At 57.1% G+C, this 24,008-nt stretch carries 17 protein-coding genes; 7 read left to right on the top strand and 10 right to left on the bottom strand.

All coding sequences use genetic code 11. The annotated features are described in order from the left end of the window. The first annotated feature begins 370 nt into the window (after nt 1-370). The 4 genes from P0D68_RS05280 to P0D68_RS05265 all read left to right on the top strand — a co-directional run bounded on the left by P0D68_RS05280 (nt 371) and on the right by P0D68_RS05265 (nt 7,567). A complete protein-coding gene (locus tag P0D68_RS05280; protein ID WP_408186495.1) occupies nt 371-1,234 on the top strand; it encodes a sugar transferase in 864 nt (287 codons plus the stop codon). Nucleotides 1,235-1,557: 323 nt separating this feature from the next. Beyond that, nucleotides 1,558-2,658, top strand: coding sequence for an AGE family epimerase/isomerase (locus tag P0D68_RS05275; protein ID WP_408299037.1), 1,101 nt, complete (start codon nt 1,558-1,560; stop codon nt 2,656-2,658). A 344-nt stretch (nt 2,659-3,002) separates the two neighbouring features. Then, nucleotides 3,003-4,043 (top strand): hypothetical protein, encoded by a 1,041-nt coding sequence (locus P0D68_RS05270; protein WP_408299035.1) that lies wholly within the window; start codon nt 3,003-3,005, stop codon nt 4,041-4,043. Nucleotides 4,044-6,733: 2,690 nt separating this feature from the next. Continuing rightward, entirely contained in the window at nt 6,734-7,567 is an 834-nt protein-coding gene (locus P0D68_RS05265; protein ID WP_408186471.1) for a glycosyl hydrolase, read from the top strand. Between the two features lie 251 nt (nt 7,568-7,818). Here the strand turns inward: P0D68_RS05265 and P0D68_RS05260 are convergent, their stop codons facing one another. The 4 genes from P0D68_RS05260 to P0D68_RS05245 all read right to left on the bottom strand — a co-directional run bounded on the left by P0D68_RS05260 (nt 7,819) and on the right by P0D68_RS05245 (nt 11,565). Then, complete coding sequence (locus P0D68_RS05260; RefSeq protein ID WP_408299033.1) at nt 7,819-9,054, bottom strand: glycosyltransferase family 4 protein; 1,236 nt, start codon at nt 9,052-9,054, stop codon at nt 7,819-7,821. 111 nt (nt 9,055-9,165) lie between these two features. Further along, nucleotides 9,166-10,227: a D-glycero-beta-D-manno-heptose-7-phosphate kinase gene (gene rfaE1, locus P0D68_RS05255; RefSeq protein WP_408299031.1), complete on the bottom strand. Its 1,062-nt coding sequence runs from the start codon at nt 10,225-10,227 to the stop codon at nt 9,166-9,168. After that, nucleotides 10,190-11,338, bottom strand: coding sequence for a glycosyltransferase family 9 protein (locus P0D68_RS05250; RefSeq protein ID WP_408299029.1), 1,149 nt, complete (start codon nt 11,336-11,338; stop codon nt 10,190-10,192). The genes rfaE1 and P0D68_RS05250 overlap by 38 nt, the downstream gene beginning before the upstream one ends. After that, nucleotides 11,335-11,565: a hypothetical protein gene (locus tag P0D68_RS05245; protein ID WP_408299027.1), complete on the bottom strand. Its 231-nt coding sequence runs from the start codon at nt 11,563-11,565 to the stop codon at nt 11,335-11,337. Before P0D68_RS05245 ends, P0D68_RS05250 begins: the two co-directional genes overlap by 4 nt. 932 nt (nt 11,566-12,497) lie before the next feature. Here P0D68_RS05245 and P0D68_RS05240 point away from each other — a divergent pair. The 3 genes from P0D68_RS05240 to P0D68_RS05230 all read left to right on the top strand — a co-directional run bounded on the left by P0D68_RS05240 (nt 12,498) and on the right by P0D68_RS05230 (nt 17,677). Then, complete coding sequence (locus P0D68_RS05240) at nt 12,498-14,864, top strand: polysaccharide biosynthesis tyrosine autokinase (RefSeq protein WP_408468094.1); 2,367 nt, start codon at nt 12,498-12,500, stop codon at nt 14,862-14,864. 168 nt (nt 14,865-15,032) lie between these two features. After that, nucleotides 15,033-16,205 carry a dTDP-4-amino-4,6-dideoxygalactose transaminase gene (rffA, locus tag P0D68_RS05235; protein ID WP_408186465.1) on the top strand — a complete coding sequence of 391 codons (1,173 nt, stop codon included), beginning with the start codon at nt 15,033-15,035 and terminating at the stop codon, nt 16,203-16,205. A gap of 125 nt (nt 16,206-16,330) precedes the next feature. Continuing rightward, nucleotides 16,331-17,677, top strand: coding sequence for a hypothetical protein (locus tag P0D68_RS05230; RefSeq protein WP_408299023.1), 1,347 nt, complete (start codon nt 16,331-16,333; stop codon nt 17,675-17,677). Here P0D68_RS05230 and P0D68_RS05225 read toward each other — a convergent pair. The 6 genes from P0D68_RS05225 to P0D68_RS05200 form a co-directional block, all read right to left on the bottom strand. Continuing rightward, entirely contained in the window at nt 17,640-18,548 is a 909-nt protein-coding gene (locus P0D68_RS05225) for a glycosyltransferase family 2 protein (protein ID WP_408299021.1), read from the bottom strand. The two genes, P0D68_RS05230 and P0D68_RS05225, sit on opposite strands and share 38 nt — an antisense overlap. Before the next feature lie 76 nt (nt 18,549-18,624). Continuing rightward, complete coding sequence (locus tag P0D68_RS05220; RefSeq protein WP_408299344.1) at nt 18,625-19,779, bottom strand: NAD-dependent epimerase/dehydratase family protein; 1,155 nt, start codon at nt 19,777-19,779, stop codon at nt 18,625-18,627. Further along, entirely contained in the window at nt 19,776-20,426 is a 651-nt protein-coding gene (locus P0D68_RS05215) for an acyltransferase (RefSeq protein ID WP_408468093.1), read from the bottom strand. Before P0D68_RS05215 ends, P0D68_RS05220 begins: the two co-directional genes overlap by 4 nt. Beyond that, on the bottom strand, nt 20,423-21,424 hold the full coding sequence (locus P0D68_RS05210) for a glycosyltransferase family 2 protein (RefSeq protein WP_408186460.1): 1,002 nt from the start codon (nt 21,422-21,424) through the stop codon (nt 20,423-20,425). Before P0D68_RS05210 ends, P0D68_RS05215 begins: the two co-directional genes overlap by 4 nt. Before the next feature lie 9 nt (nt 21,425-21,433). Continuing rightward, complete coding sequence (locus tag P0D68_RS05205) at nt 21,434-22,924, bottom strand: lipopolysaccharide biosynthesis protein (protein ID WP_408186459.1); 1,491 nt, start codon at nt 22,922-22,924, stop codon at nt 21,434-21,436. A 475-nt stretch (nt 22,925-23,399) separates the two neighbouring features. Next, the coding region (locus tag P0D68_RS05200; RefSeq protein ID WP_408299017.1) for a sugar phosphate nucleotidyltransferase at nt 23,400-24,008 on the bottom strand (609 nt) is incomplete at its 5' end.

Raw genomic sequence — 24,008 nt, 5'->3', positions numbered from 1 at the left:
CTTTACGACTCATCGAATGACGGATGCTGAATTGCATAGCTATACTTTCCATTGAAAAATCATAATCTGGGTGGTGGGGAATACGGTGCCAGACGTCTTGCGGCATGCATTTCCGCATTACATGGAGAAGCGAACATTCGTATTTTTTACATATTTTTCTTCTCAATTATTAATATCATTTTCATAGCAATTCGACGTTGCTACTCCCTCTGTTTTCCTATCTCGGGTAGTCCGCAGCACATCTCGACTGGTAACCCGCCTCTTTCTGTCTGTGCGGCTGGTACCCCGCCTCACCGGTGGAATTAACCGGAGTGGCCCGCAATGCCGAACACTGATGTACTCGTCAACGAACTTCGATCGGGGGGCAGCAATGGCTTTAGTCGGCAAGGTATCGGAATCAGTATCAAAGGAAGTTAATCCTTTCGATGCCCGCTACGAAGGTCGTTCGCATGCCGACCATTCTGAATTGGGCGGCCGCGGTTTTTCGGCTACGCACATAGATAACGTCTCGGAATTCAGTCGCGGTGAGGAATCACTTTCTTCGGACCTGTCACCCGAAACCGTGACAAGTCCTGTGGCTTGCCGCACGCTGTCGGCCGCGAACGACCCCGATATTCCAACGAGGAAAGGCGAGTTCACGAAACGCGCTTTCGACATTTTCGGTGCGTCGGCCATGCTGATCGCGTTGTTGCCGATTTTCCTCGTAATAGGTTGCGTCGTACTGAGCGACGGCGGGTCGGCTTTCTTTGGTCATCCGCGCGTTGGGCGAGGTGGCCGATCGTTTCGCTGTTTGAAGTTCCGCTCCATGGTACCGAAGGCCGATGTCGTTCTCGCTGAACTCCTGGCTGCGGACGCCAGCGCCCGTGAAGAATGGAATCGCGATTTCAAGCTGAAGAACGATGTTCGCGTTACCGCCGTTGGCCGGTTTCTGCGCAAGACGAGCCTTGATGAACTACCCCAGCTCTGGAATGTTCTTCGCGGCGACATGAGCCTCGTTGGCCCTCGGCCCATTGTCACCAAGGAGTTGGAACGATATGGCGCGGACGCCCATTATTACCTGTCGGTTAGACCCGGAGTGACAGGATTGTGGCAGGTGAGCGGACGAAACAATGTTGACTATGCAACGAGAGTGGCACTGGACGTCTCCTATGTAAAGGAACGTTCGACCCTGCTCGATATCAGCATTCTGCTGCGAACGTTCAAGGTGGTTTTTGAAGGAAGCGGGGCGTATTGAACAGCATGTACTGCGGCCACAGAAAAGCAAACCTTACGGAGTGGCTAAGACAATTCGGCAACCCTGTGTTCACGGACAAGCTCTCGATAGTGGGTTCGCTCTAAAAACCCGTCACCTGTGAAGGTCACACGATCTGCGTTCTATTCTCGCCGCGCAACGAAACGTGCCAAATGACACTCAGCTCGCGACAAGTTTGAAGGCTACGAACGGCCGGCCTCGCCGGCGCTTCGCGGATCGATCAGCCGTTCCTTCTCAAGCCCTACAGCGACAGCGCCCGCCGCGCCTCCGCTTTTTCGCGACCTGATCGAAGGAGAATTCGCAGCATGAATACGGCCGCCGTCTCGCTCCCCCTTGCCGCCACGCTACGGGATCACTTCGCAAGTGTCGTGCTGCCGATCTGGCGCGGACCGGGGTTCAATACCGTGATGCACCTCCCGTACGAAGCTGTGAGCGCTGCCGCAGGGCACTCGTCATTGCCGGTCGAACGTTATCGCGCTATGGCGTGCGCGCGACAGTTGTTCGTCTTCTCGCAGGCCGGCGAGCCGGCCCACGCGCATGTGCTGTTCGAAGCCATGCTGCACTACTTTAAGGACAAGCAGCGCGGCGGCTGGATCTACAGTGTCGATGCGCAAGGAGCGCCGCTTGATACGACAAAAGATCTCTACACGCACGCGTTCGTGGTCTTCGCGTGCGCCGAATATGCCGCACGCTTCGACAATGCCGATGCACGCGGGCTCGTCCACAGCACGTCGGCACTGATCGAAGCGCGTTTCGGCGATCAAGATGGACTATTCAACGCGGCGCTCAACGCGGATTTCTCGACAGTAACCGGCGCGCGAGCGCAAAACCCGCTGATGCATCTCACCGAAGCCTGGCTCGCAGCGCGTGATGCAACCCAGGACAGCGCGTTCGATACCGCGTTGCGCAAACTGACCGACGCCATCGAGCGCACCTTCGTGCATGCGGCGACCGGTTGCATCGCGGAACTACCTTTGGGCGTCGAAGACAACCGCCTCGAACCCGGCCATCAGTTCGAATGGTTGTGGCTGATCAGGCAGGCGGGCACGCTACTGGATGGGTCGGAATTGGACGGCGCGCTCTCGCGCGCTTTTGCGTTTGCGCAGCGACATGGCGTGGATCCGGTCACCGGCGGCGTATGCGCATCGCTCGACGAAACCGGTCGTGTCAAGGACGCGACCCAGCGGATCTGGGCGCAAAGCGAATATCTGCGCGCGCTCGCCGTCCGCGACGACGCCGCGTCGCGCGCCGTGTTGCCCACGCAGATCGAACGCTTCCAACAGCGGTTTCTGCACGCGCACGGCTGGTTCGAATGCAAGACTGCCGCGGGAGAGGTATCGCGCGCGGACATGCCTTCGACTACGCCCTATCATCTCGCTACCGCCTATGCGGCGCTACGGGACTGACGAACGCACTGTTCGCAAGACTGCTACGGCTCGATTCTGTCCAAAGAAAACATGACCCACGGAATCTCCCGGTTCGCGGGCCTACACGTGATGAGGTTGCACGTTCAACGGCGGTCCCTTGTGCCATACGAACATCAGTCGTAGAGTTGACTGCCAGGCGCCGATGCATGGCTCACCAACGTCGGCGCACTTTCGAGCGTGCCGACGTTTTGCGTTGACGCCGCGAGTTCGGCGCGCGCAACGAGTGGTCGCCGATCTTCGTGCCCAAGTCGGCTGCGCGACCGTCGTGAGGGATAGCGATCCGCGCTGAGTCTCGATCATCTTCACCTGATTGGAGCTACGTTTTGAAGATTCGACTGATGGTGCTGACAGTGTTGCTCTTGTCAGCCGGGATTTCTCTGGCGGCGTACCTTGCGAGCACGGGTGTCAATGATCAACCGAAGCGGCCGCAGTTACCTACCGCCGGGCGCGTCCCGTTTTACGGTGTGAACGGTCACTATGTTCAAGGAGGCGTCTATTCGACGAACATCGCCCAACAGGTCGCCGACATGAAGGCGATGGGCATCACGTCGATCCGCCAGGACTGTTACAGCACTGCGGATACGGCGAAAATGGCCAGTCTCGTGAATGCCTTCGCGCCAGTCAAAATCCAACCCGTCTTCAACGTTTTCCCGCAGACCGCCGACGAAACCACCGCGTACAACCAGTTCTACACTTACGGTCAAACCGTGGCCGGCCAACTCGCAGGCAAGGTCGCGGTGATCGAATTGATGAACGAGCCGGAGAACATGTACTTCACCAAAGGACCCCGGCACAGTGGTCAGAACGTCACCGACTGGTCGGAGTCGAATGGTCAGTGGGCGGCATTTCGCGGTGCCGTGCGCGGCTTCTACGCGGGGTTCCGCTCCGTTGATAAGACCGGGCAGACTCTCATTGCCAGCCCAAGTGTAGGTTGGCTGCACTACGGAATGCTCAAAGGTCTGTGGACAGGTGAAGCACCGGATGGTTCGACCGGGCACCTGAGCGCGACGTGGGATATCACGAACTATCACTGGTACTATGACTTCGGAGACATCGAGGATGCAGGAGGCGTCAATACACTGGCCGCCATCAAATCTGCGTTCAATCTACCGATCATGCTGACTGAAATCGGCGTGCAAAAATCCGTGTCGGCACCCACCTACAACTCGTATGTCGCTTCGAGTTCTGCCCAGTATGCGCGCCGCGCAAAGACTTACAACATCATCGGCATAGACTGGTACGAGCTTTACAATTTCCAGAATATAGATGGATTTTATATGGGCCTGTATAGCTCGCCCGGGGTCATTAACACGGGTCGCGCGTCCGCGATGGCCAGCGCCGTCGCCGCAAATCCTGCACCTTGACGCGTCGTTTTCGAAGAGCCACAGCCTTCCTGGCGGCTCGAATACCGAACCACTTTCAAGAGCGTTGTACCAAGCGCCAGAAAGGGGGCGCTGTATCGAGATGGTGACGCGCGCTCGCGCATATTCCACCCTCTATCAAGCGCGGCATTCCTGTCTTCACGGCGCTCTATCGCGCTGAAAATGCATCTGCGCGTGTGCGCGCGGCTTGCGTCACGACCCGACGGTACACGTGCGACGCTGGTCGTCCCCGGCGCCTCGCGCTGAAGCCACAGCTCGCGCATTCGTCAGACACTCGCACGTCCATCATGTACGCCGGCAAATACGGCGGATGTCGCGCGCGATGCTTCCTTCGGACAGGAATCGCATCATTCTGTTAGTTATCCGTATCTAATTCAAAATCCTGCACGCGGCCTCTTGTAATGGCCACATTCCGAGCATCTTGCCGACACTCCGACTCAAACCCCACCGTGGCGATATCTGCGTGAACAGCGACGCCGACAGTCACTTCATTCGGGTGCGTGCGTAGAACTGTTGCTATCCGCGCATCGGCAACGCGAACGCAATTCGACAAAACGTCCGACATTTCGGTCAGATGTTCCGAGCTCGGTCAGACTGACCGCCGCGCCGTTGTAGCAAGACCTTCGGCGCACGGGTAGACGTTTCGCTCTGGTTGAAGTGCTGCAATATCTCGTTATGCGAAGTAAAGCGTACGCATGTTCATGCGACCGAGACTCCGACCCGAGGCGTCTGGACGACAGATTTCCAACTCTGGTATTACCAGAATTGAACAGAATTTCGGGTAAAAAGGATTCGACACTATTTCCGTATTTCAGTCGATTTTTCTGCCTTTCTTATAATAAAGGGACGGATAGACCTCGTGGGCTTATTGATGTTACAAATGTAATAACTCCATAGTCGCAATGCAGCAATTTATCCTCGCCAATCTGCAGACAAATCAAAGATTTACGTTTTCCCCGCTATCGTGAGGAAGAGCTTTCCCGTTGCAACGCATCTGAAAAAGCTTCGGGCGAATCTCATTGAAATTTTTTGTAATTGTCACTTATCTCCCGTCAGCCCCGCCACGTTACACGAATGAAACGTTTATAATTCGTCTGCCCAGAAAGTTCTGTAACTTATACCGGGCACAGGGTTGGGCACCGTCTGCTCTGTAACAGTTACACCGGTGGTTGCTGCGCTGCGGCAGCGCATTTCCCGCTGCGAAGCGGGATCGGTGTGCGGGTGCGGTGTGTCGAATTGAACGCTTACTTGCATCGGCCGTTGGATTCTGCTGCCTAACCGCGGATCGAATAGTTTTTTGGGTTCTGGACCCAAGCCGCAGGAACGAGAGCGTCGAGTTTGATAGCCGTCGCTTCGGCGGGTTCACGAAACCGTTTAAACGTGAGGTGGAACAGCGAGATTCATGTTTGAAGCATAAGGTCGCACCGCTGCGGCTGGCATCCCAGCGACACGCTGGATGGCAAGCCGAGGGCGTGAATTCGCGACACCGCTGTTCAGGCTGTCGCTGATGGTTCCGATCTCTTCTTGACCTGTGTCGGATGGAATAGAGCCTTCGGGCAGTTAGGTCTGTGTAAGTAGGACATGTCATGTCGGTTGCGGCGGTGACTCCTGAAGGCGCAACATTTCCTGTCCTGTTCGCAGGTGAAGGTTAGTTGCAAGGGTCAGCCAGTCGAATTGAGTTTGACGGAGCAGCCGGTGTTCACTCATACGGCGGCGGGAATTTATATTTTCGTTAGTACTGCTAGCGATGCTTCAACTCGTCTGCAATAACTGCTGGCGGCTAACTGGCCATGTCCTCTACGAGGTCACCCTGCAGATGTTCCAGATGGTGCCGTTCTTCGGTTCAGGCGGCCGCGCTCCACAGCTGACTTTGCCGGAAACCCGGCCGCGTGGCTCTGTGCTCCATAAACGGGTGCCATGACCATGGCGCGGCAAGCAACAAAGTTGGCGCAGTTCACCGCAAGGCGGGGACGCAGACGTCCCTAGGGGTTTTCTTTGGGACGTAGATCGTTTCGTGCAGCCACGGTTTTTAGCGGCGCTGAGCGCCCCAACCGACAGGTATGCGTAGCCGTCAGAGAAGCTGATTGGCAAGAGTTTGCGGCCAACCGTGCCGCGCGCACCAAGCATTCGAATCGCGGTTCGGATACTCAAACCCTGCAGGTGCAGGCCTGAAATGGTCCGTTCCTCGGGTAGCAGTTGCTGTTTATTCGGGTTTTTAGTGCATCGCAACCCTCCGTGCGAAACAGGTGTTGCATTTCTGATCTGAGTCCGCTCACTCAAATCTCGATGATGGTCGCTTACAAATAGTAAGTAGTGCCATCTATTTGGGGGTCAATGCGACCCAATTACTTTCATCTAGTTGGAGCTACGTTTTGAAAATTCGATTTTTGGCGTTCACAATGCTACTCGTGTCAGCCAGTGCCACTTTGACTGCGTGCGGTGGCGGCGGATCATCCGACGCGACAGACGCGGCAGCCGTCGCGAACCGTCAACGCGCGGGCGGAAAGTCACCGACAAAGTCATCCACAAGCTCGTCGAGCAGTTCGTCAACAACTTCGTCGTCCTCTTCATCCACACCCACGACGTCTACCTCCGTCCCGTTCTACGGGGTCAATGGGCATTATGTCCAAGGGGGCGTCTACTCGACGAACATCCCGCAACAGGTCGCCGACATGAAAGCGATGGGCGTCAACTCGATCCGCCAGGACTGCTACAGCACCTCGGATACGGCGACCATGGCCAGTCTGGTGAGTTCGTTCGCGCCTATCAAAGTCCAGCCGGCCTTCAACGTCTTCCCGCAGACCACCGACGAAACCACCGCGTACAATCAGTACTACGCCTATGGCAAGACCGTGGCCGGTCAACTCGCCGGCAAGGTCGCGGTGATCGAATTGATGAACGAACCGGAGAATATGTACTTCTCCAATGGCCCCGCGAACAATGGACAGAACGTCACCGACTGGTCGGCTTCAAACAGTCAGTGGGCGGCGTTCCGCGGTGCAGTGCGTGGTTTCTACGCAGGATTCCGCTCGGTGGATACGACCAAGCAGACTCTCATTGCTAGCCCGAGTGTCGGTTGGCTTCACTACGGAATGCTCAAAGGCCTGTGGACGGGTCAGTCGCCGGACGGCTCGACCGGTCATCCTACCGCGACGTGGGATGTCACGAACTATCACTGGTACTACGACTTCGGCGACATCGAAAATGCAGCGGGCGTCAACACCCTGGCGGAACTCAAATCTGCGTTCAACCTCCCGATCATGCTGACGGAAATCGGCGTGCAGACCAGTGTGTCGAATTCTGTGTACAACTCGTACGTAGCGTCGACGATTGCCGAGTATGCCAGCAGCGCGAAGACCTACAACATCATCGGCGTTGACTGGTACGAGCTTTACAATTTCCAGAATATCGATGGATTTTATATGGGCTTGTATAGCTCGCCTGGCGTAGGCAACGCCGGTCGTGCAACCGCGGTAACCAACGCTGTTGCATCGAACCCTGTTTAACGGCCTTGCATAGCGAACGCCGCGGAAATCTCTGAGACTGTATTGCTTTGCCGGTGGTGGCGAGTCGAACGCGGTGTAGCCGCCTACGACGACACATCACCGGCGACGCCGAGTCGGCCTGCTCTACGATGGCCGCTCGAACAGAGAGGAAGTTTTATCTCAGTGAAGCGTGCGGAGGAACGCTAATCGACATGCAATTTTTTGCTTGTGTTGTCAGTCCGGAGGATCGCACGGACCCAGTGGTTTTTTGGCTAGACGCGCGACGGTTTAGATGGCGTCTGAACAGATCGAGCCACACCGCCCGCGAGTTCGCGTTCCAAAACATCGAGCAACTGTCGCGCGGACCGCTCCCAGCGGAAGCCACGTGCATGCTCCCTTCCGCGTTCGCGCCAGGATTCGCGCAGCGCGGCATCCTGCATCATCTGCGTGACCTTGTCGACGATGTCATCGACCGAATGCGCGTCGCAGTACATCGCTGCATCACCGCATACCTCCGGAAGCGACGCTTCACGTGACACGATGACAGGGCATCCACAAGACATCGCCTCGAGTGGCGGCAATCCGAAGCCCTCGTACAACGACGGAAACACAAAGCAGGCTGCATTCTCATACAGCGCTCTCAACTCACCGTCCGATACGAATCCAGCCGATATGACATTCTTCGCGAGGTCGTAGCTCGCCTTCGCCTGCGGATTAAACACCCGCAAATCGCATCCACCGACGACGACAAACTTCCAGTCATGGTGCTCACTCAACCGCTCCATGGCGGCAAGTATTCGCGGAAGATTCTTTCCGACCGAAAGACTCCCGACAGCAAGTATGTAGCCATCGTTGCGCAGGTTCAGACGCGACAGAATCGCCGTATCCGGCTCAATCTTGTCAAAGTGGTCCACGCCGTTCCAAACAACCGAAATCCGCGACGCGTCGATGCCCAGGCGCTCCATGATTCGAGTCTTCGAAAATTCCGACACTGTCACAATGTGCCTCGCGTTGCGCTTCAGGAGTGACAGCGCAACGCGATACCAGAGCCGGTACTTCCACGAGTAATTTTCCGGCAAATCGTAGATCGCGACGTCATGCACCATCACGACCTGCTGACGAACGAATAACGGTCCCATATTGCAAAGGCTGAGAAGGGTTCGGCCGCCAACCGCGAACGGCAGCACCAACTGCTCCCACAGAGAACCCTTCAACCACGGCCCGACCACTTTCGCTTTCGGCAAACTGACGTCAGTCCGTGCGTTCGCCGGAATCAATACAGGCATTTCGGTTTCCTCATGAAACAGTTTCTGGAACGCCATCACCAGCTCGTAACCAACGCGCTGCACCCCCGTTATGCGTTGAGACGCAAACTTTCCATTGAATGCGAATCCCGCAGAGGGCCCCTGCCACTGCGAGCATTGCGCCGGGCGAGCTTCGGCCGGCGGCGACGCACGAACAGCGGTATTTTCCCGGCGCGCGTTTGGCGGCTCCACTAACTGTCTCATCAAATATCGCTCCGGTGTACTAGTGGTGTGAGCATCGGGAAGGGTCGACCAGCCGGCGCAATGCGTTCGTACAGTGCAATCTTTGGACGTGCGGTTCGTCCAACCCATGGATCAGGTGTTCACGGTGCTCGGCTTCTCAGTGCGAGGTTTCGCCCGCCAAGGAAGAAGGGAAAGGCGAGCGAGAATATTTCCCCGACGCGCGGAATGCACATCATGCTGCAGTGCCTGATGAAGTTCAGGGCGGCGGACCGTCGCAGTTCCCAATTTAGCCACGACGATGCCTGCCGCGACATTGGAAAGCGCGACCGCTTCGTCTATCGGCATGCCGGCACCGAGTGCGGCACTCAGCGTGGCAACGACGGTGTCCCCCGCGCCCGTGACATCGAACACCTCGCGCGCGCGCGTCGGCAAATGCAGCGGGGCCTGCCCGCGAGCAATTAACGTCATGCCTTTCTCGCTGCGTGTGACGAGTACCGCGTCGAGTTCGAGCGTATCGCAAAGAGCGCTGGCCTTCCGTTCGATCGTGGCATCGCTCTCGCATTTCCCAACCACCGCCTCGAACTCGGAAAGGTTGGGCGTAATGACAGTGGCACCGCGATAACGCTCGAAGTCCGTTCCTTTTGGATCGACGATGACGGGCTTTCCCGCACGCCTCGCGGCCGCGATCAGGTTCTTCGAATCATGTAGTGAGCCTTTAGCGTAATCGGATAGGACCACGGCATCCACTTCGTGCAACTGCCGCTCGAAGGCGAAGATCAACTCGTCACCATTGCGTGCGGGGAAGTGGTCCTCGAAGTCCGCCCTGATCATCTGCTGATGCCGAGACAGAATACGAAGCTTCGTGATTGTCTTGCTGCCCGCGACGCGCTGCAGCAAGCAGTCGACCCCGCCTTCGCGCAACAATTCTTCAATCCGATCGGCGTGAGTGTCCTGCCCGGCCAACCCGAGAAGACGAACATGAGCACCAAGCGCTGCCGCGTTCAGTGCGACGTTTCCTGCCCCGCCAACACGCGTCTCTTCAGTTTGCACATGGACGACCGGAACGGGCGCCTCCGGCGAGATCCGGGATGTCGAGCCGTGCCAGTACCAATCGAGCATCACGTCGCCCACGATCAATAGTCGAGCGCAGTCGAAATCAGGAGGCGAAAGCTTCACCGGCGGGTTTCTTGTCATGGCGGCCTAAATTGATCGAATACACTTCACTCAGAACGTCGGCGACAGAAGCGACGCTTATTTTTTCCATCACATACTTCGCATTTCTGGGATATTCAAATCCGAGGCTCAGGAACATTCCGCCGTCACGCTTGGACACCGCAATGACGCCACGCTCTTTGTTCACAGGGCCCCAGCGGAACGGATTCGTTGGACCGTGCAGACTGATCATCGGCGTGTCCAGCATGGCGGACAGATGCATGATTCCGGTATTGACACAGACTATGCAGTCAGCTCGCCTTACTATTCCGACAACCTCAGTCAAACTCACCTTGGCTGCCACGCTCACGACCTTCTGACTGCCGATCAGGTCAACCAGTTGCTGGGCGCGCGCAGCGTCCTCCGGACCGCCGGTGATGACGATGGCGTATCCGTTATCAATCAATATCCGCGCAAGCTTGCGCCAGGATTCTATGGGCCATTCACGCATGGCAAAATTGGTCCCGGAGGCCCATGGATGAAAAACAAAGAATTTCTCGTCCAGCACAAATGGCGAACCAGAAGGGCGAATGGCTTTGGTTATACGCGGACATTCCGTCGACACGATTCCAAGCGGCCGCAATAAGCTTCTGAAATTGTCCAGTTCATGAAGCTCCTCGCGATGTTCAACGCTCGCGTCGTAGGCGTAATGACGGAATTGACGACTGGTTCTAAAACCAACGGTAAATTTCGCCTTCATGAAGGCGGCCAGCAGCGCCGAAATTCGCGGCCATTGGGATGTGTCGATCAGGACATCGACTTCGTATTTCCTTATTTCCCTGAGTGCATTCAGAGGACTAGTCAAAGGGACTACCACGACCTCGTCCAGGCCATCGAACAAATCATAGATACGCGCGTTGCTTCGAGACGCAAATATCACGACTTTGGAAAATTTTCTTGCGTTCCGCAACTCGGAAATGATTATCGACGACAAAATCGAATCGCCAATCGCGGCGAAGGCAAAAATACCGGCTGTCTTGCACTCGGCCGGCAAGCGTCGCTTTGTGCGAAGCAATCCCAGCAGGTATAGGAACGCGCCGCCGAGAATAAGGTCGACGCGCTTCAGAAGGCTTTGTCCGCGCTCATTTTTCATTTCACGTCCAGCAACATTTTCGCCAGGAAATCCGTGCGTTCACCATAGGGGCCGGCCATCGCCACGCGCTGCTTCTTGCCTGCCGGGGTGAACCCGATAATCACGCCGATACCGGTCGGCAGAATACTTGAGCTGAATGTCGGACCGGAACATGTGTGGCTGCGCAGCGCCGCGCGTTTGTCGCCGGGTGTTTTCAGGTTGCCGCACTTTTCGAGCAATGTCGCCAATTCCGCCTCGATCGTCTACTTGATGATCTGACGGGCACCACTCTGGATCAGGTCCATCCAGGCTGCCCAACGTTGCCGCCGTACCGTTGTTCGCTCGTCCGTCAGCTCACTCCTGACGGTGGATGTCCGTTAGCCTGGTTCTGACTCTAGATAGGCACCATGCCGAGCCCACCGCCGCTGACTTCTGAACGCCGCGCATCACTCAATATGCAGATCCGACGATAAGCCTCGGCGCACACGCACGACCAGACGGAAGGTCATAGCTATAGATGATGGCGTCGAACAACCAACAGTCATCAATGGTCAATGACGCAACTGCATGATCCATGCGGGAGCGGCCGGTGTCTGTGCGGCGCCGAACGTTCACTTGTTCGCGTGAAACCTCCTCCCAACAGGCGTCGAGGTCTTGTCGCCGAAAAGCTTGCGATGGAAAAGCTGTCGCCACGCAAAGTCGCGCTTATATTCCTTGCGTATGGAATTGAATTTGCGGCAAGCGTCGATTTAGCGCTTACGTCAGACTTCCGTCCTTCATATTGCCGACGCCCGTAGCAGGTAAATATGACGCGACTAGCGCCAATCCTCGCACATCACAATCGGCAAAATAAATCGCCGCGCTTGTTTTCCGACTATTCACGGACAGAAACGCATCAGCGTAGTGCAACGTGCGCTAAACCACAGACTCCGAAGCGGTAAAGGCGGTATTCATATCGTACCTGCCCAGAGACGCGTCGATGGATGCGCCTGCGATGAATCGATGCGTGGCGGACCGGCAAGGGGATCAAATCTGAGCCGACGATTCGTCGAATCAATGCGAACCCATGTACGAATTTCGGCCCTGGACGAATCTCAGGGCCGGTTTCCAATGATCGACGCGGCGAAGCTTGTCGCACTATCGAGAAGCTTATTACCCCCGCACCTTGGAGATGGCGCCTTTGAACACGCATATTCTCAATTCCGGATCATCTCGCGTAGGCAACGAAGAGGGTAATTTTTCGTTGCGCGAAATGCTTCATCTGTTGCGAGACCATATCTGGACACTGCTGGCATTCGTCGCTGTAGCGACCACGCTAGCGACCGGCTACGCCTACCTTTCAGCTCCCACTTACTCCGCTGATGTCGTAGTGCGTGTTGACCCGCCCGCTCCGCCCGATCCTAATGCTCTCGGCATCTCGCGCCAGGATGGCATGGCGCAGCAACAACCAGGCACGCAAGCGACCGGCGCGGAGGTCTCAGTCATGCAGAGCCGCTCCGTGCTGGAACCGGTGGTCCGCCAATTTCAGTTCGATGTCGAGGTGGTGCCGCACAACTTCCCGATCCTCGGACGTTTCGCGGAACAATTCGCGTATCCGGGCCATCCTTCGAAGCCGTGGTTCGGACTGAGTTCATTTGCATGGGGAGGAGAAAAGCTCCAGATTCCCTCGCTCAACGTGCCGGCGCATCTTGAGGAGAAGCCTCTCATACTGACCGCGCTCGACGAGGGACAGTACGACCTTCGCACGCCCAGCGGAGATCTTCTGGTGCATGGAGAAACAGGCAAACCCGCGAGCACGCCGGATGGGCTATCGCTCACAGTCAAGGAACTCGTTGCCAGACCCGGTACGCAGTTTACGGTGACCCACCGCAATACGCTCGACGCAATCGACGAACTGCGACGTCAACTCAAGATTGCGGAAGTGACCAAGGACACGGGCATCGTACAGATCTCCTTTGCATCGAAGGATCGAGTTCTGACCGCAGAGGTCGCCAACGCGGTTGCTCAGCAATACATTGCATCGTCGGTCTCGAGCCGCCAGTTGAACGACACGAAAACGCTGGAATTCATTCAAGGCGAGTTGCCGCGGCTGAAAGCCGATCTCACCCGTGCGGAACAGGCGCTGAGCGACTATCAATCGTCTACCGAAACAATGCGCCCGACGACCGAAGCCCAATCCTATCTTCAGGGTAGCATCGAACTCCAGCAGCGCACGTCGGCACTGCAACTGCAACGCACGCAGGCAGCGTCGCTCTTTACACCTAGCAGTCAGCAGGTCAAGACGATCGACGCGCAACTTGCGCAGTTGGCCGAAGCGAGACGCGCATTCGACTCGCGCTTTGTCAGCATGCCGACCTCCGAAAGGCGCAACGCCGAACTGACTCGCGATGCGAAAGTGGCGGAGACCATCTATCTGGGTATGGTGAGCAAAGCCGAGGAGCTCTCCGTGCGCCGCGCGAGTGCAACCGGCGGCGCACACATCGTCGACCAAGCGATGCAGCCCTATCGTCCGGTTAAGCCGAATCGCCCCTTAGTCATCGTCGCGGGTTGCGGCCTGGGCTTTTTCATCGGCGCATTTTTCATCGTGCTACGACGCTATGCGACAACCGGTGTCACCGACCCGCTGTTTGTCGAACGACGTTTGGACGTGCCGGTTCTCGGCGAAGTGCTGTTCAGCCGGCAACAAGCTCAGCTAGAGAATGAATCCGCGATTCAGACCAGCCAGCCAACGCTCTCCGGGCGTGACGACGGAGTGCCGGGCTTACCCGATCCGAACGCGCTAACGTTGGATCCGCTCGATGAACAGGCCTCGAGAGCCGCTTTCGGCCCCGGATTGGCGCGTGAGGCGGCCGCTCGGATTCTCGCCAGCCGGCTACCCCATGAGCCCTCGGTCGAGGCGCTTCGCGAAGTGCGCACGCAAGTGTGCCGCGATCGGCTGAACCAGAAGAACAACATTGTGATGTTGACGGGCCCGAGTCCGTCCACCGGGAAGAGCTTCGTTGCAGCGAATCTTTCCATCCTTCTGACGGAAGTCGGCTTGCGTGTTCTGCTAATCGACGCCGACATGCGCCGCGGCAATCTCGCATCCTTCTTCAAGCAATCCAATCGCGGCGGCCTGTCCGAAGTTCTTCAGGGCAAGCTCCGCAGCGTCGACGCTATCCGCTCAGTCGGAGTTCGCGGCCTCTCCTTCATTTCGTGCGGGGCCTATCCGGTCAATCCATCAGAGCTGCTGATGATGCACGACTTCAAGCAGGTGGTCGATCAACTGAGCGAGCAGTTCGATCTCGTCATAGTCGACACGCCCCCATTCCTGGTCGTGACCGACGCCGCAATCATGACCCCCCATGCGGGTGCAACTGTCCTCGTGCTTCGCTCCGGCATGCAGAGCGAGGACGAGATTTCGGAAACCGTCAAAAAGGTGCGGCGCGCGGGAGGACGAATCCTTGGATCGGTTTTCAACGCCATACCCAAGCGGGCCAGCAACTGGAGAAGCTACGAGCAGGCCGCGCAGTACACGCGCACGGTCAACGAGACCGACGAAGTGTAAGGCTGGAGAGTTGTTGGGGGTTGATGACAAGCGCGTTCGTGCAGCCTTTTCATTGAAACACCTGGCGAGTTCGCCGGAAAGCGGGACCTCGAAACCATCCGCCTTCGAGATCCAACGATGTGTCGCAGCGAGAACCTTTGGTTCTCGATCATGTGGGGTGAACTATTCATGAGCCGATCTACGCCGCAAATTGGAATCGGAGTAAGCGAAAACCGCATTCCCTTCAATACGCCCGCGATGACGGGTAACGAACTCAAATACATCGCGGAAACGCATTTCAACAAAAAACTCGCTGGCGACGGTTCTTTCACGGGACGCTGCAACAAGTGGCTCCAGGAAAGAAGCGGTTCGGCCAAGGCATTGCTGACTCACTCCTGCACCGCCGCACTGGAAATGGCGGTTCTCTTGCTGGACATCCAGCCCGGCGACGAGATCATCATGCCTTCGTATACGTTCGTCTCGACGGCGAATGCGTTCGTGTTACGCGGCGGTGTGCCCGTTTTCGTGGACGTCCGCGAGGACACCATGAATCTCGACGAGCGGTTGATCGAAGCAGCGATCACGCCACGTACCCGCGCGATCGTACCGGTGCATTACGCCGGCGTGGCATGCGAAATGGACACGATCCTGGCAATCGCTCAACGTCACGGACTCAAAGTGGTGGAAGATGCGGCGCAAGGCGTCATGGCCACCTATAAGGGGCGCGGCTTGGGCTCCATTGGCGACCTTGGCGCGTACAGTTTTCACGAAACCAAAAACATCGTCTCCGGCGAAGGTGGCGCCCTGCTGATCAATGACCCTGGTCTCAGCCGACGCGCGGAAATCATCCGAGAGAAAGGCACTGACCGAAGCCGCTTTCTGCGCGGCGAAGTCGACAAGTATACCTGGCAGGAAGTGGGCTCCTCGTTCTTGCCGAGCGAGTTGATCGCCGCCTACCTTTGGGCTCAGCTGGAAGGTGCCGAGAAGATTACGCAGGAACGGGTTGCGCATTGGGACCAATATCACGCTCTTCTCGAGCCGTTCGAGCGCCAAGGCGCTCTGCGCCGGCCGGTCGTGCCGAAAGAATGCCAGCACAACGGACACATGTATTACGTGCTGGTTGAAGATGAAGACGTGCGCCAACGCATACTCGACGAGTACAGAAGGCACGAAATCGGCTCGGTATTTCACTATGTTCCCCTTCACTCATCTCCCGGCGGAGAACGGTACGGCAGAGTGGGTGGCTCGCTGGACGTCACCATCAACCAGTCGAAACGCCTGATCCGGCTTCCGCTCTGGGCTGGCTTGACCGAAACGCAGCAAATGCGAGTAGTCGACATTTTTGACGCGTTGCTGAAATAGGGTCCGCCGACTTTCATGCCGGCACACGCGAACATCCGCAGCGTTGACAAAAGGTCTTTGTCAGCGCAGCGGATGTCGTCCCTTTACGGTTGCTGCAGCGGTCTGCAAGCTTCCTCTGGAACCTCATGAAAAAGAGCATTTCGTCGCACGCCGACCTTTACTATTTCATCTGGGTCTTCGCCGTACCCGTGACATCAGTACTGCTGGTGCCCACCATTCAGGGAACGACGGTCGGTTACATCATGTGTTTTCTCTCGCTGCCGCTGGCATTGGCGTGGGGTGGCGCTTCGCGCAGACGCTATATCAACTTCCTCGTCGCGGCGGCAGTGGTCTGGACAATTTTCTTTCTGGCGTCTCAGCTCGCTGACAGCATTGCAACGTACGAACCCGACTTTACAAAAGTTCTGCTCATCGACGATAGCGATGTGTTGACATTCATCCTGAGAAAGAGCTTGTTCACCCAGACGATCTATCTCGGTGCTGTGGTGCTCTATGCAGCGTATGTCTATATCTTCTACAAACCGTCGTGGCAGCAGTGGTTGCTTGCCTCCGCCGCTATTTTTGCCGCGTACGGCATCTATGAAGTGATCTACTTCATTGTGACCGGTCAGCCGGGGGACTTCATTTCCAACCGGTCTTTCGGCTCCGAATTTCGAAATGGCGACCCTGGTGCAGGGGACGAGCCGCTGAACGGGAGCTCCTTTCAATGGGTCGACATCCACGGTTTCCACATGCAACGGCTGAAAAGCCTGACTGGCGAGCCGTCGATGTATGCCTTGTCGATGTTCCCGTTCTGGGCTTACTTCAACGCGACATCCAAGCGCCGCCTGCCGGTGTGGATCATCGGGGCATCGCTCATCATGAGTACTTCGTCGACGGCTTTCATCGGCTACGTCGTTTACTCACTCATTCGCATAAGAAAGATCGGCTTCCATCCGATCAAGGCCATGGTCGGTGCGCTCGTGGTTTGTGTGGTGGCGTATCTGGCATGGGACTACATCGGCGATCTCTTTCAGCAGATGATCATCGACAAGATGGACGGGCGCAACGTGTCCGGTGCCGAGAGATCCGGCTTCTTCCATGCTTCGATGGAAATGTGGGCAGGGGGATCACTCGGCAATCAACTGTTCGGGATCGGCTTCGGCTATATACGATCGACCGATCTTTTCTCCACCTTGCTCGTCAATACGGGGGTGGTAGGACTCATCCTGGTGAGCACGCTAATTCTTTACCCGGCTTTCCGGCTAGACTGGTCGACGGAGGGAATGGCATTGCGCCAATGTTGCGTCACGACCTGGGTAATGATGATGATCTCCGTTCCGGAATTCTCGTATCTGGCGCCATGGACTTTCATCGCCATCGCTTATGCCCGGGTGCGTACGGTGAAACTGGCAGCACGCCAAGGCAATGGCGCGCTGCCGGACAGTCCGGCTGTCAATGATCGGCGATTGACAGTGAGAAGCCGGCTTTAAGGCCTTTGAACACGCTCGATCTGGCCGCCGGCGAAAACTTCACGCATTTGAGCGTCAACGTGACGATTGCGTACGCAATCGCAATCGCCCGATGCACGGGGGCCAGATGTTTGCGACTGAAATAAACGCGATTGCGCGCCGTATAGAACAGGCTAAAGGGACTCTCATTGCCGCCTGTGGACACTGCCACCTTGTGAGCGACGGATGAGGTCGGCACGTACAGTAGTCCGATCCCGGCATGCCTCATACGCCAGACGAAGTCGCTATCGTCGTAATAGACGAAGTACTTTTCATCCATCATACCGATCGTCTTGAAGATGCTCTTGTGCAGCAACATAAAGCAGGTCGGCGCATATTCCGTAAACATTTCTTCATCGAACTGCCCGCGATCTTCCTTCCGATCGCCGACATGTGGTGTGGTGGCCGTGAGCGGCGAGAACCGTCCCCCCGCACACCATATCCGGTTAGTGCCGTGATAAGTAATCTTGGGTACGGCTGCCAATGCGCTTGCCTGCTCGGTGTGCCGTACCAGTCCCGCTATCACATCGGCATCGGGAAAATCAGTATCGTTATTGGCCAGCAGAACGTAGTCACATCCGTTCGCAAGGGCCATTTCTATGCCTTGATTGTTCCCGCGGGCAACGCCGACATTCTCATTGTTGAACACGATGTCCGCATTGAGACCATGGAGCGCCGCAAGCTCGCTTGATATCACGCACCCCGTATCCTTCTCGCTGTTGTCGATCACGTATAGCTTGAAGTTCGCATCGCGCTGGGCGGCCAGACTCTTAAAAAAATCGGGAAGCACGGAATCGGAGCGATAGAGTACGGTGACAATCCCGATCAGCGGCGAAGCATTTCTCGTTGACATATTGCTTCCTTCAAATGAATTGCGGAGGCAGCCGTCGCGGCGCCTCCGTCATGGCGTGAGCGCGTGTCGTCCTTTGTCAGGCCGCGCGTTCACAGCCTTTGTACAGCCCCTTCTCCCGCATCTCGGCGATACTCTTTTCATAGGTATCGGCCATCACCTGCTGCTGGTCGACCCAACGGGCAAAGCGTGCGATGCCCTCACTGAACGACACTTTGGGCTCGAATCCGAGCATGTCCCTTGCCTTGGTCAGATCGGCATAGACATGGCGGACATCGCCCAGCCGGAATGCGCCCGTTACTGCAACGCTGACATCGCTGGCATATACATCGCACAGTGTCTTTGCGACATCCATGACCGAAGTGCGCACGCCCGAGCCGATGCCGAACACGTTGTCCGCGGCTTTGGCATTCGTCAGTGCTGCATAGGTCGCATCGACCACATCATCGATGTAAACGAAGTCACGGCTCTCCAGGCCATCCTCGAAAATATTGATCGGATTGCCGTTTTTGATGCGCGTCGAAAAGATCGAGAGAATGCCCGTGTAAGGGTTGGATAACGACTGGCCCGGGCCGTACACATTCTGGTAACGCAGCGCCGACGCATCGATTCCAATGGAACGGCAGGTCGTCATCACCATCTGCTCCTGAGTCTGCTTGGTAATACCATAGAGCGAGGTCGGATGGATTTTCGACTCCTCATCGGTCGGCACGCAATCCATTGCTTCGCCGCTGACCGGACAGAGGTGCTCGAACTGACCTTCGAGCATATCTTTTTCCTTTCGCGGCCCAGGGTAAAGAATGCCCGCGGCCGGAGACCGGTACTTGCCTTCACCGTAAATCGCGCGTGAAGAAGCAACGACGACCTTGCGCACGGAATTGCGGCTGTTCTTCACCAGGATGTCGAGAATCAAGGCCGTGCCATGCACGTTCACGTCGACATAGCGATCGACCTCGTACATCGACTGGCCCGTGCCCGTCTCGGCCGCAAGATGAACGATCGCGTCTTGCCCCTGCATGACACGTTCGAGCATGGCCCGGTCGGTCACCGACCCCTTCACGAAGTGCACGGCTTCAGGCAAGGACGCAAAAATCGCGGACGTGACACTGGGATTCTCTCCGTGAATCTGCGGGGAGAGGTTATCGAGTACCGTAACTTCCGCATTGTTTGCGCAGAGCTTGCGCGCCAGACTCGAGCCGATAAAGCCGGCGCCACCCGTAATCAGGACTTTCATTGCTTCTCCCGTTCCCAACATTTCGTTTCGAAGTTGAAGCGCTTCATGATTTGCGCCGGATTTCCTGCCGCCACACAAAAGTCGGGAACGTCGCGGGTCACCACCGAATGCGCACCCACCACGGCGTGACGGCCGATCTTTACGTTAGGCAGAATGACCGCCCCAAATCCAATGAAGGCGCCCTGCCCGATCGACACGTAATTGCCTCGCGTGCGGATACGATCGCCAATGCGAACCTTGTCGTTGACGTCTTCATACGGATGCTCCACGTCGACGATTGCCACGTTCCCTGTGATGGTCGCGCCGTCCCCGATCTCAATCGAAGAACCGCAAACGATATGAACGTTTTGCTCGATATTGACCCGACTTCCAATCGTGAGCCGCGGCGGCGCAGCGGGGTCCGTCACGACAAGTTCGATGCGCGCGCCCGGCCGAATCAATACTCGCTCGCCGATCGACGCGTGATGTACGTTGACGAGCAGCATGGGACGAAAGATTGTTGATTTCGCTCCGACCGACTGAAATACGTGCGTGTACCACACGCGCGTCTTCAGCCGATACCAGGCAAGAAAGGCCCGGTTACACCAATCAAGGAGCCTCAGCTTCCGGGCGGCAGGCCGCTCATTCTCGTGTACGGTCGTACTCATGCGTTGGCCCGTTGGCGCCCGGCCATCTGCTTAAGGCCTGTATAGACAGTGCGCAGCATACGAGGCCAGCGGCGCATGGCGTACAACACCGTCTGTTTCGAACCGATTCGTGCCGCGCGCCAGCTCGATTCGATGCAGTCCTCGAAGCTGTCCTCGTGACCATGCTCCAGAAAGAAGATCGCGGAGGTTAGATAGAACTTTGCTCGCCCCTGGTTGACCGCGTCGCTTGCCATGCCGAGATCGGCCGCGATCTGGCAGGTCTGGATCACGTCGTTCAGACATTCCCGATGGCGCGAGGGGTTGTTGATGCGCACCGAAGTCAAACCCGTTCGGTTGACGCGGTACAGCCCCAACTCTTCATCCAGATAGCAGCCCTGCGACCCCATCAAGACCTGCATCAGATGGGCCACGTCAGCCACTGACTTGAGGCCGACGTCGACAGGGTGACGGCGGCGCAAGTGCGCCCGGTACATTTCGGAGCTGTGAAAGAAGAACGGCCCGTTCTTGATGAGATACTCAGCGTCGAACGTTGCCGGCTTGTTTTCCGCCAGCGGAAACGGCACCGTCTCCAACGTATCCTGATCGACGGGGCGCATCTTGTGCACGACAAGACCGCATTCCGGGTGAGCTCTCAGGAAATCGATCTGACGCTGCAGTTTGCCGGGCGACATGACATCGTCGCCGTCGATGTTGGCGATAAATTCGCCTCTCGCGGCAGCGACCGTGTCCGCGAAATTGCCCGAAAAGCCAACATTCTTTTCATGCGCCACCACCTTGATCAAATCCGGGTAGCGCCGCTGAAACGATTCGATCACTTCGAGTGAATTGTCGGGTGAGTTATCGTCACCGACGATAACCTCGAACGGCACGTCGAGCTTCTGGTCGAGCACGCTTTGAATGCATGCGCCAACGTATTCGCCTTGCCGATAACAAAGCACGATGACCGACAACACAGGCGCAGCCTGCTGGTGGACCGGATGCTGAAGAGTTGTATCCATGCTGTTTTCTCAGTTGAGGACCAGTCGTCCCGCCAGGTGGCGAGCCTTGCGTTGAACGATCGGCGAAACCGCGACGGTCAGTGCGACCATGGCGAGCCATGTGCCCGACAGAGCAAAGAAAAGACCAATACGCGAAGACGTGGTCAAGTCCGCGTAGCTCACCAACAGGCCGACAGGTATAACCGCGGCGACGCGCACGGCGACTCCGCGATACCAGCTAGCGTTGATTCCAGCCATAAACTTGCGGTGGACGATCGCGACCCAGCCGAACAGGAGCAGAACATTCATCCCGAGCCACGCGTAGGCCGCACCGATCGCACCGAGATGAATGCCGCCGTATACGACCGCGGGCGCAAAGAGAATCAGAAAGCCAATGTTGCCTTTCAGGTGGAGAGACAAATCCCCCTTTGCGTACTGCACGAAGAACGCGAGCGAGGCGAGCGCGGAACACGCGTTTCCGACTGCGTAGCACTGCATTGTCCGCAGCGCATCAGGGGTTACCGGCGCGCTAGCGGACCACAATCGGAGCACGGCTTCGGGCGCAAACGCGAACACGGCTGCAACGGGAATTACCGCTAGTGACGTCACCTCCGTGGCGAGCGCGTACATCTGACGAATCCGCTCGCCGCCGCCGAAGCTTTCAGCGTTCAAGCGCGGAATGAAGGCTTGCTGAATTGGGTTGGCGAGCAACACGATGCCACTCGCAAGCAGCGTTGCCATGCTGAACACGGAAAAATCCGCCAATGGCAGCACCTTCGAAAGTACGATCTTGTCGATCTGCGCGGTGCACGCCCAGATCAGCGCCGACAATGCGATCGACAGCGAGAGCTTTGCGCGCGACGACAATACCTTCCACGAAAAACGTGTCGACACGAACGGTATGTCGATCGTGCGGCCAAGCAGGATACGGAGCGCGACAGCCTCTCCGACAATAGCGAGGAATTGCCAGACAAAGAAGAATTCGACGCGCGGCCAGATCATGATGACCGGCACAACGAGCACATTGCGTATCACAGCAAAAGTAACGCCAATGACATTGAGCGCGATCTGCCGGTCGATACCGACCACCCCGCCTCGATATAGAGCGGAAAGCCAGCGCGCGATTGCAGTCAGCATCATCAGAACGAATGCCGTGCGGATCTCGGCTGGCGGCAATGTAGAGGCGTTCAGCCACCGTTCGGCAAAATAAGGTGCCGCGAAGATCGAGCCGATGAACAGAACCACGCTTGTGCAGAGAATCAGCTTCTCCAGCGATTCCAGCAGAAGTCCCACTTCCGCTTTCGAGCCAGTACCGGCACGCAGACTGCCTAATTCGCGGCACAACGTAGGTGAGAGCCCGAAATCCAGAACGAGCACCCATGCAAGGAGCACGGCGTTGATGGCAATCAATCCATACGCTTCCACTCCGAGATGACGCACGTAGATTGGCACCATGACGATACCGAGCGATACGGTCACCATCTGGCCAACAAAATTTGCGAGCAGGCTTCGTCTCAACATCGCGATCTGGGTCTGCCTGTAAATAAGATAAGCGCTGCAGGAGCCGCCGGAAGATTTGCGAACATCGAATTGGCTCCGTCGTTGGTGTCAATTCGCCGCAAACTTGCCTTAGGGCGGGCGCGTGATTCGTCAAGCGACCGAAAGATTCAACTATCATTCCGGCCGGTCGTCAGCGGATTGACGATTCAGATTGACCACAACGTATCGACGATTCGAAAACCACGCCCGCAAACTCGACGTATTGGCAGGCTACTTGATGCGCTCGGCGGTATATCGCGGATATCGGAGAAGCCCTCCGGGCGCTTGCGCAGACCGCGCGAATGAACCCTTGAAAATCGCTGGCGAGCAATGCACTCCCTGCGGTCCATGCGTTGAAGCGTACCTGTCCAGTTTCCAATTAAATGTGCGGCGGCGCACGTTCAACGCTTTGCGTACCGGCATCGAGCCACTCCACGCCGGTTGAGCCGTCGTCTTGTCAGCGGGTTGGCCACGCCACCTGATCGTTTGGAAGGTTGAGCAGATACTGGCCATACGCATTCTTGGCAAGCGGTTTTGCAAGTTGAAGCAGTTTCTCCTCGTCGATCCACTGTCTGCGGAATGCGATCTCTTCGGGACACGCGACCACCAGTCCCTGCCGCTTCTGCAGCGTTTCGATGAACGTAGCCGCCTGGATCAGCGAGTCGTGCGTGCCCGTGTCGAGCCAGGCGTAGCCTCGCCCCATGATTTCCACGTCGAGTGCGTTGCGCCGCAGGTAGCATGAGTTGACGTCGGTAATCTCGAGTTCGCCGCGTTCCGACGGCTTGATATCGGCGGCAATGTCGCACACCTGCTTGTCGTAGAAATAAAGACCCGTGACCGCGTAATTCGAGCGCGGCTTCGCGGGCTTCTCCTCGATGGAGAGCGCGTGGAAATTCTTGTCGAATTCAACTACGCCATAACGTTCCGGGTCGTGCACGTGATACGCGAATACGGTCGCACCGTCGCTACGCGTATTTGCTCGCTCAAGTTGGCCGGCGAGATCATGACCGTAAAAGATGTTGTCGCCGAGAATCAGCGCCGAGGGATTATTACCCACGAACTCCCG

It is taken from the genome of Paraburkholderia sp. RL17-380-BIE-A (genome assembly GCF_046028085.1).
In the GTDB taxonomy this organism is placed as follows: Bacteria; Pseudomonadota; Gammaproteobacteria; order Burkholderiales; family Burkholderiaceae; genus Paraburkholderia.
Note: the sequence above shows the minus strand (reverse complement) of the source record. Positions and strands in the feature narration are given on the sequence as shown.

Excerpts from the sequence above, each read along its gene's own strand:
- P0D68_RS05265 (WP_408186471.1), top strand. The coding sequence starts at position 6,734 with ATGAAAGCGATGGGCGTCAACTCGATCCGCCAGGACTGCTACAGCACC.
- P0D68_RS05215 (WP_408468093.1), bottom strand. The coding sequence starts at position 20,426 with ATGAGTACGACCGTACACGAGAATGAGCGGCCTGCCGCCCGGAAGCTG.
- rfaE1 (WP_408299031.1), bottom strand. The coding sequence starts at position 10,227 with ATGACAAGAAACCCGCCGGTGAAGCTTTCGCCTCCTGATTTCGACTGC.
- P0D68_RS05210 (WP_408186460.1), bottom strand. The coding sequence starts at position 21,424 with ATGGATACAACTCTTCAGCATCCGGTCCACCAGCAGGCTGCGCCTGTG.
- P0D68_RS05275 (WP_408299037.1), top strand. The coding sequence starts at position 1,558 with ATGAATACGGCCGCCGTCTCGCTCCCCCTTGCCGCCACGCTACGGGAT.
- P0D68_RS05260 (WP_408299033.1), bottom strand. The coding sequence starts at position 9,054 with ATGAGACAGTTAGTGGAGCCGCCAAACGCGCGCCGGGAAAATACCGCT.
- P0D68_RS05230 (WP_408299023.1), top strand. The coding sequence starts at position 16,331 with ATGAAAAAGAGCATTTCGTCGCACGCCGACCTTTACTATTTCATCTGG.
- P0D68_RS05205 (WP_408186459.1), bottom strand. The coding sequence starts at position 22,924 with ATGTTGAGACGAAGCCTGCTCGCAAATTTTGTTGGCCAGATGGTGACC.
- rffA (WP_408186465.1), top strand. The coding sequence starts at position 15,033 with ATGAGCCGATCTACGCCGCAAATTGGAATCGGAGTAAGCGAAAACCGC.
- P0D68_RS05280 (WP_408186495.1), top strand. The coding sequence starts at position 371 with ATGGCTTTAGTCGGCAAGGTATCGGAATCAGTATCAAAGGAAGTTAAT.
- P0D68_RS05225 (WP_408299021.1), bottom strand. The coding sequence starts at position 18,548 with ATGTCAACGAGAAATGCTTCGCCGCTGATCGGGATTGTCACCGTACTC.
- P0D68_RS05250 (WP_408299029.1), bottom strand. The coding sequence starts at position 11,338 with ATGAAAAATGAGCGCGGACAAAGCCTTCTGAAGCGCGTCGACCTTATT.
- P0D68_RS05220 (WP_408299344.1), bottom strand. The coding sequence starts at position 19,779 with ATGAAAGTCCTGATTACGGGTGGCGCCGGCTTTATCGGCTCGAGTCTG.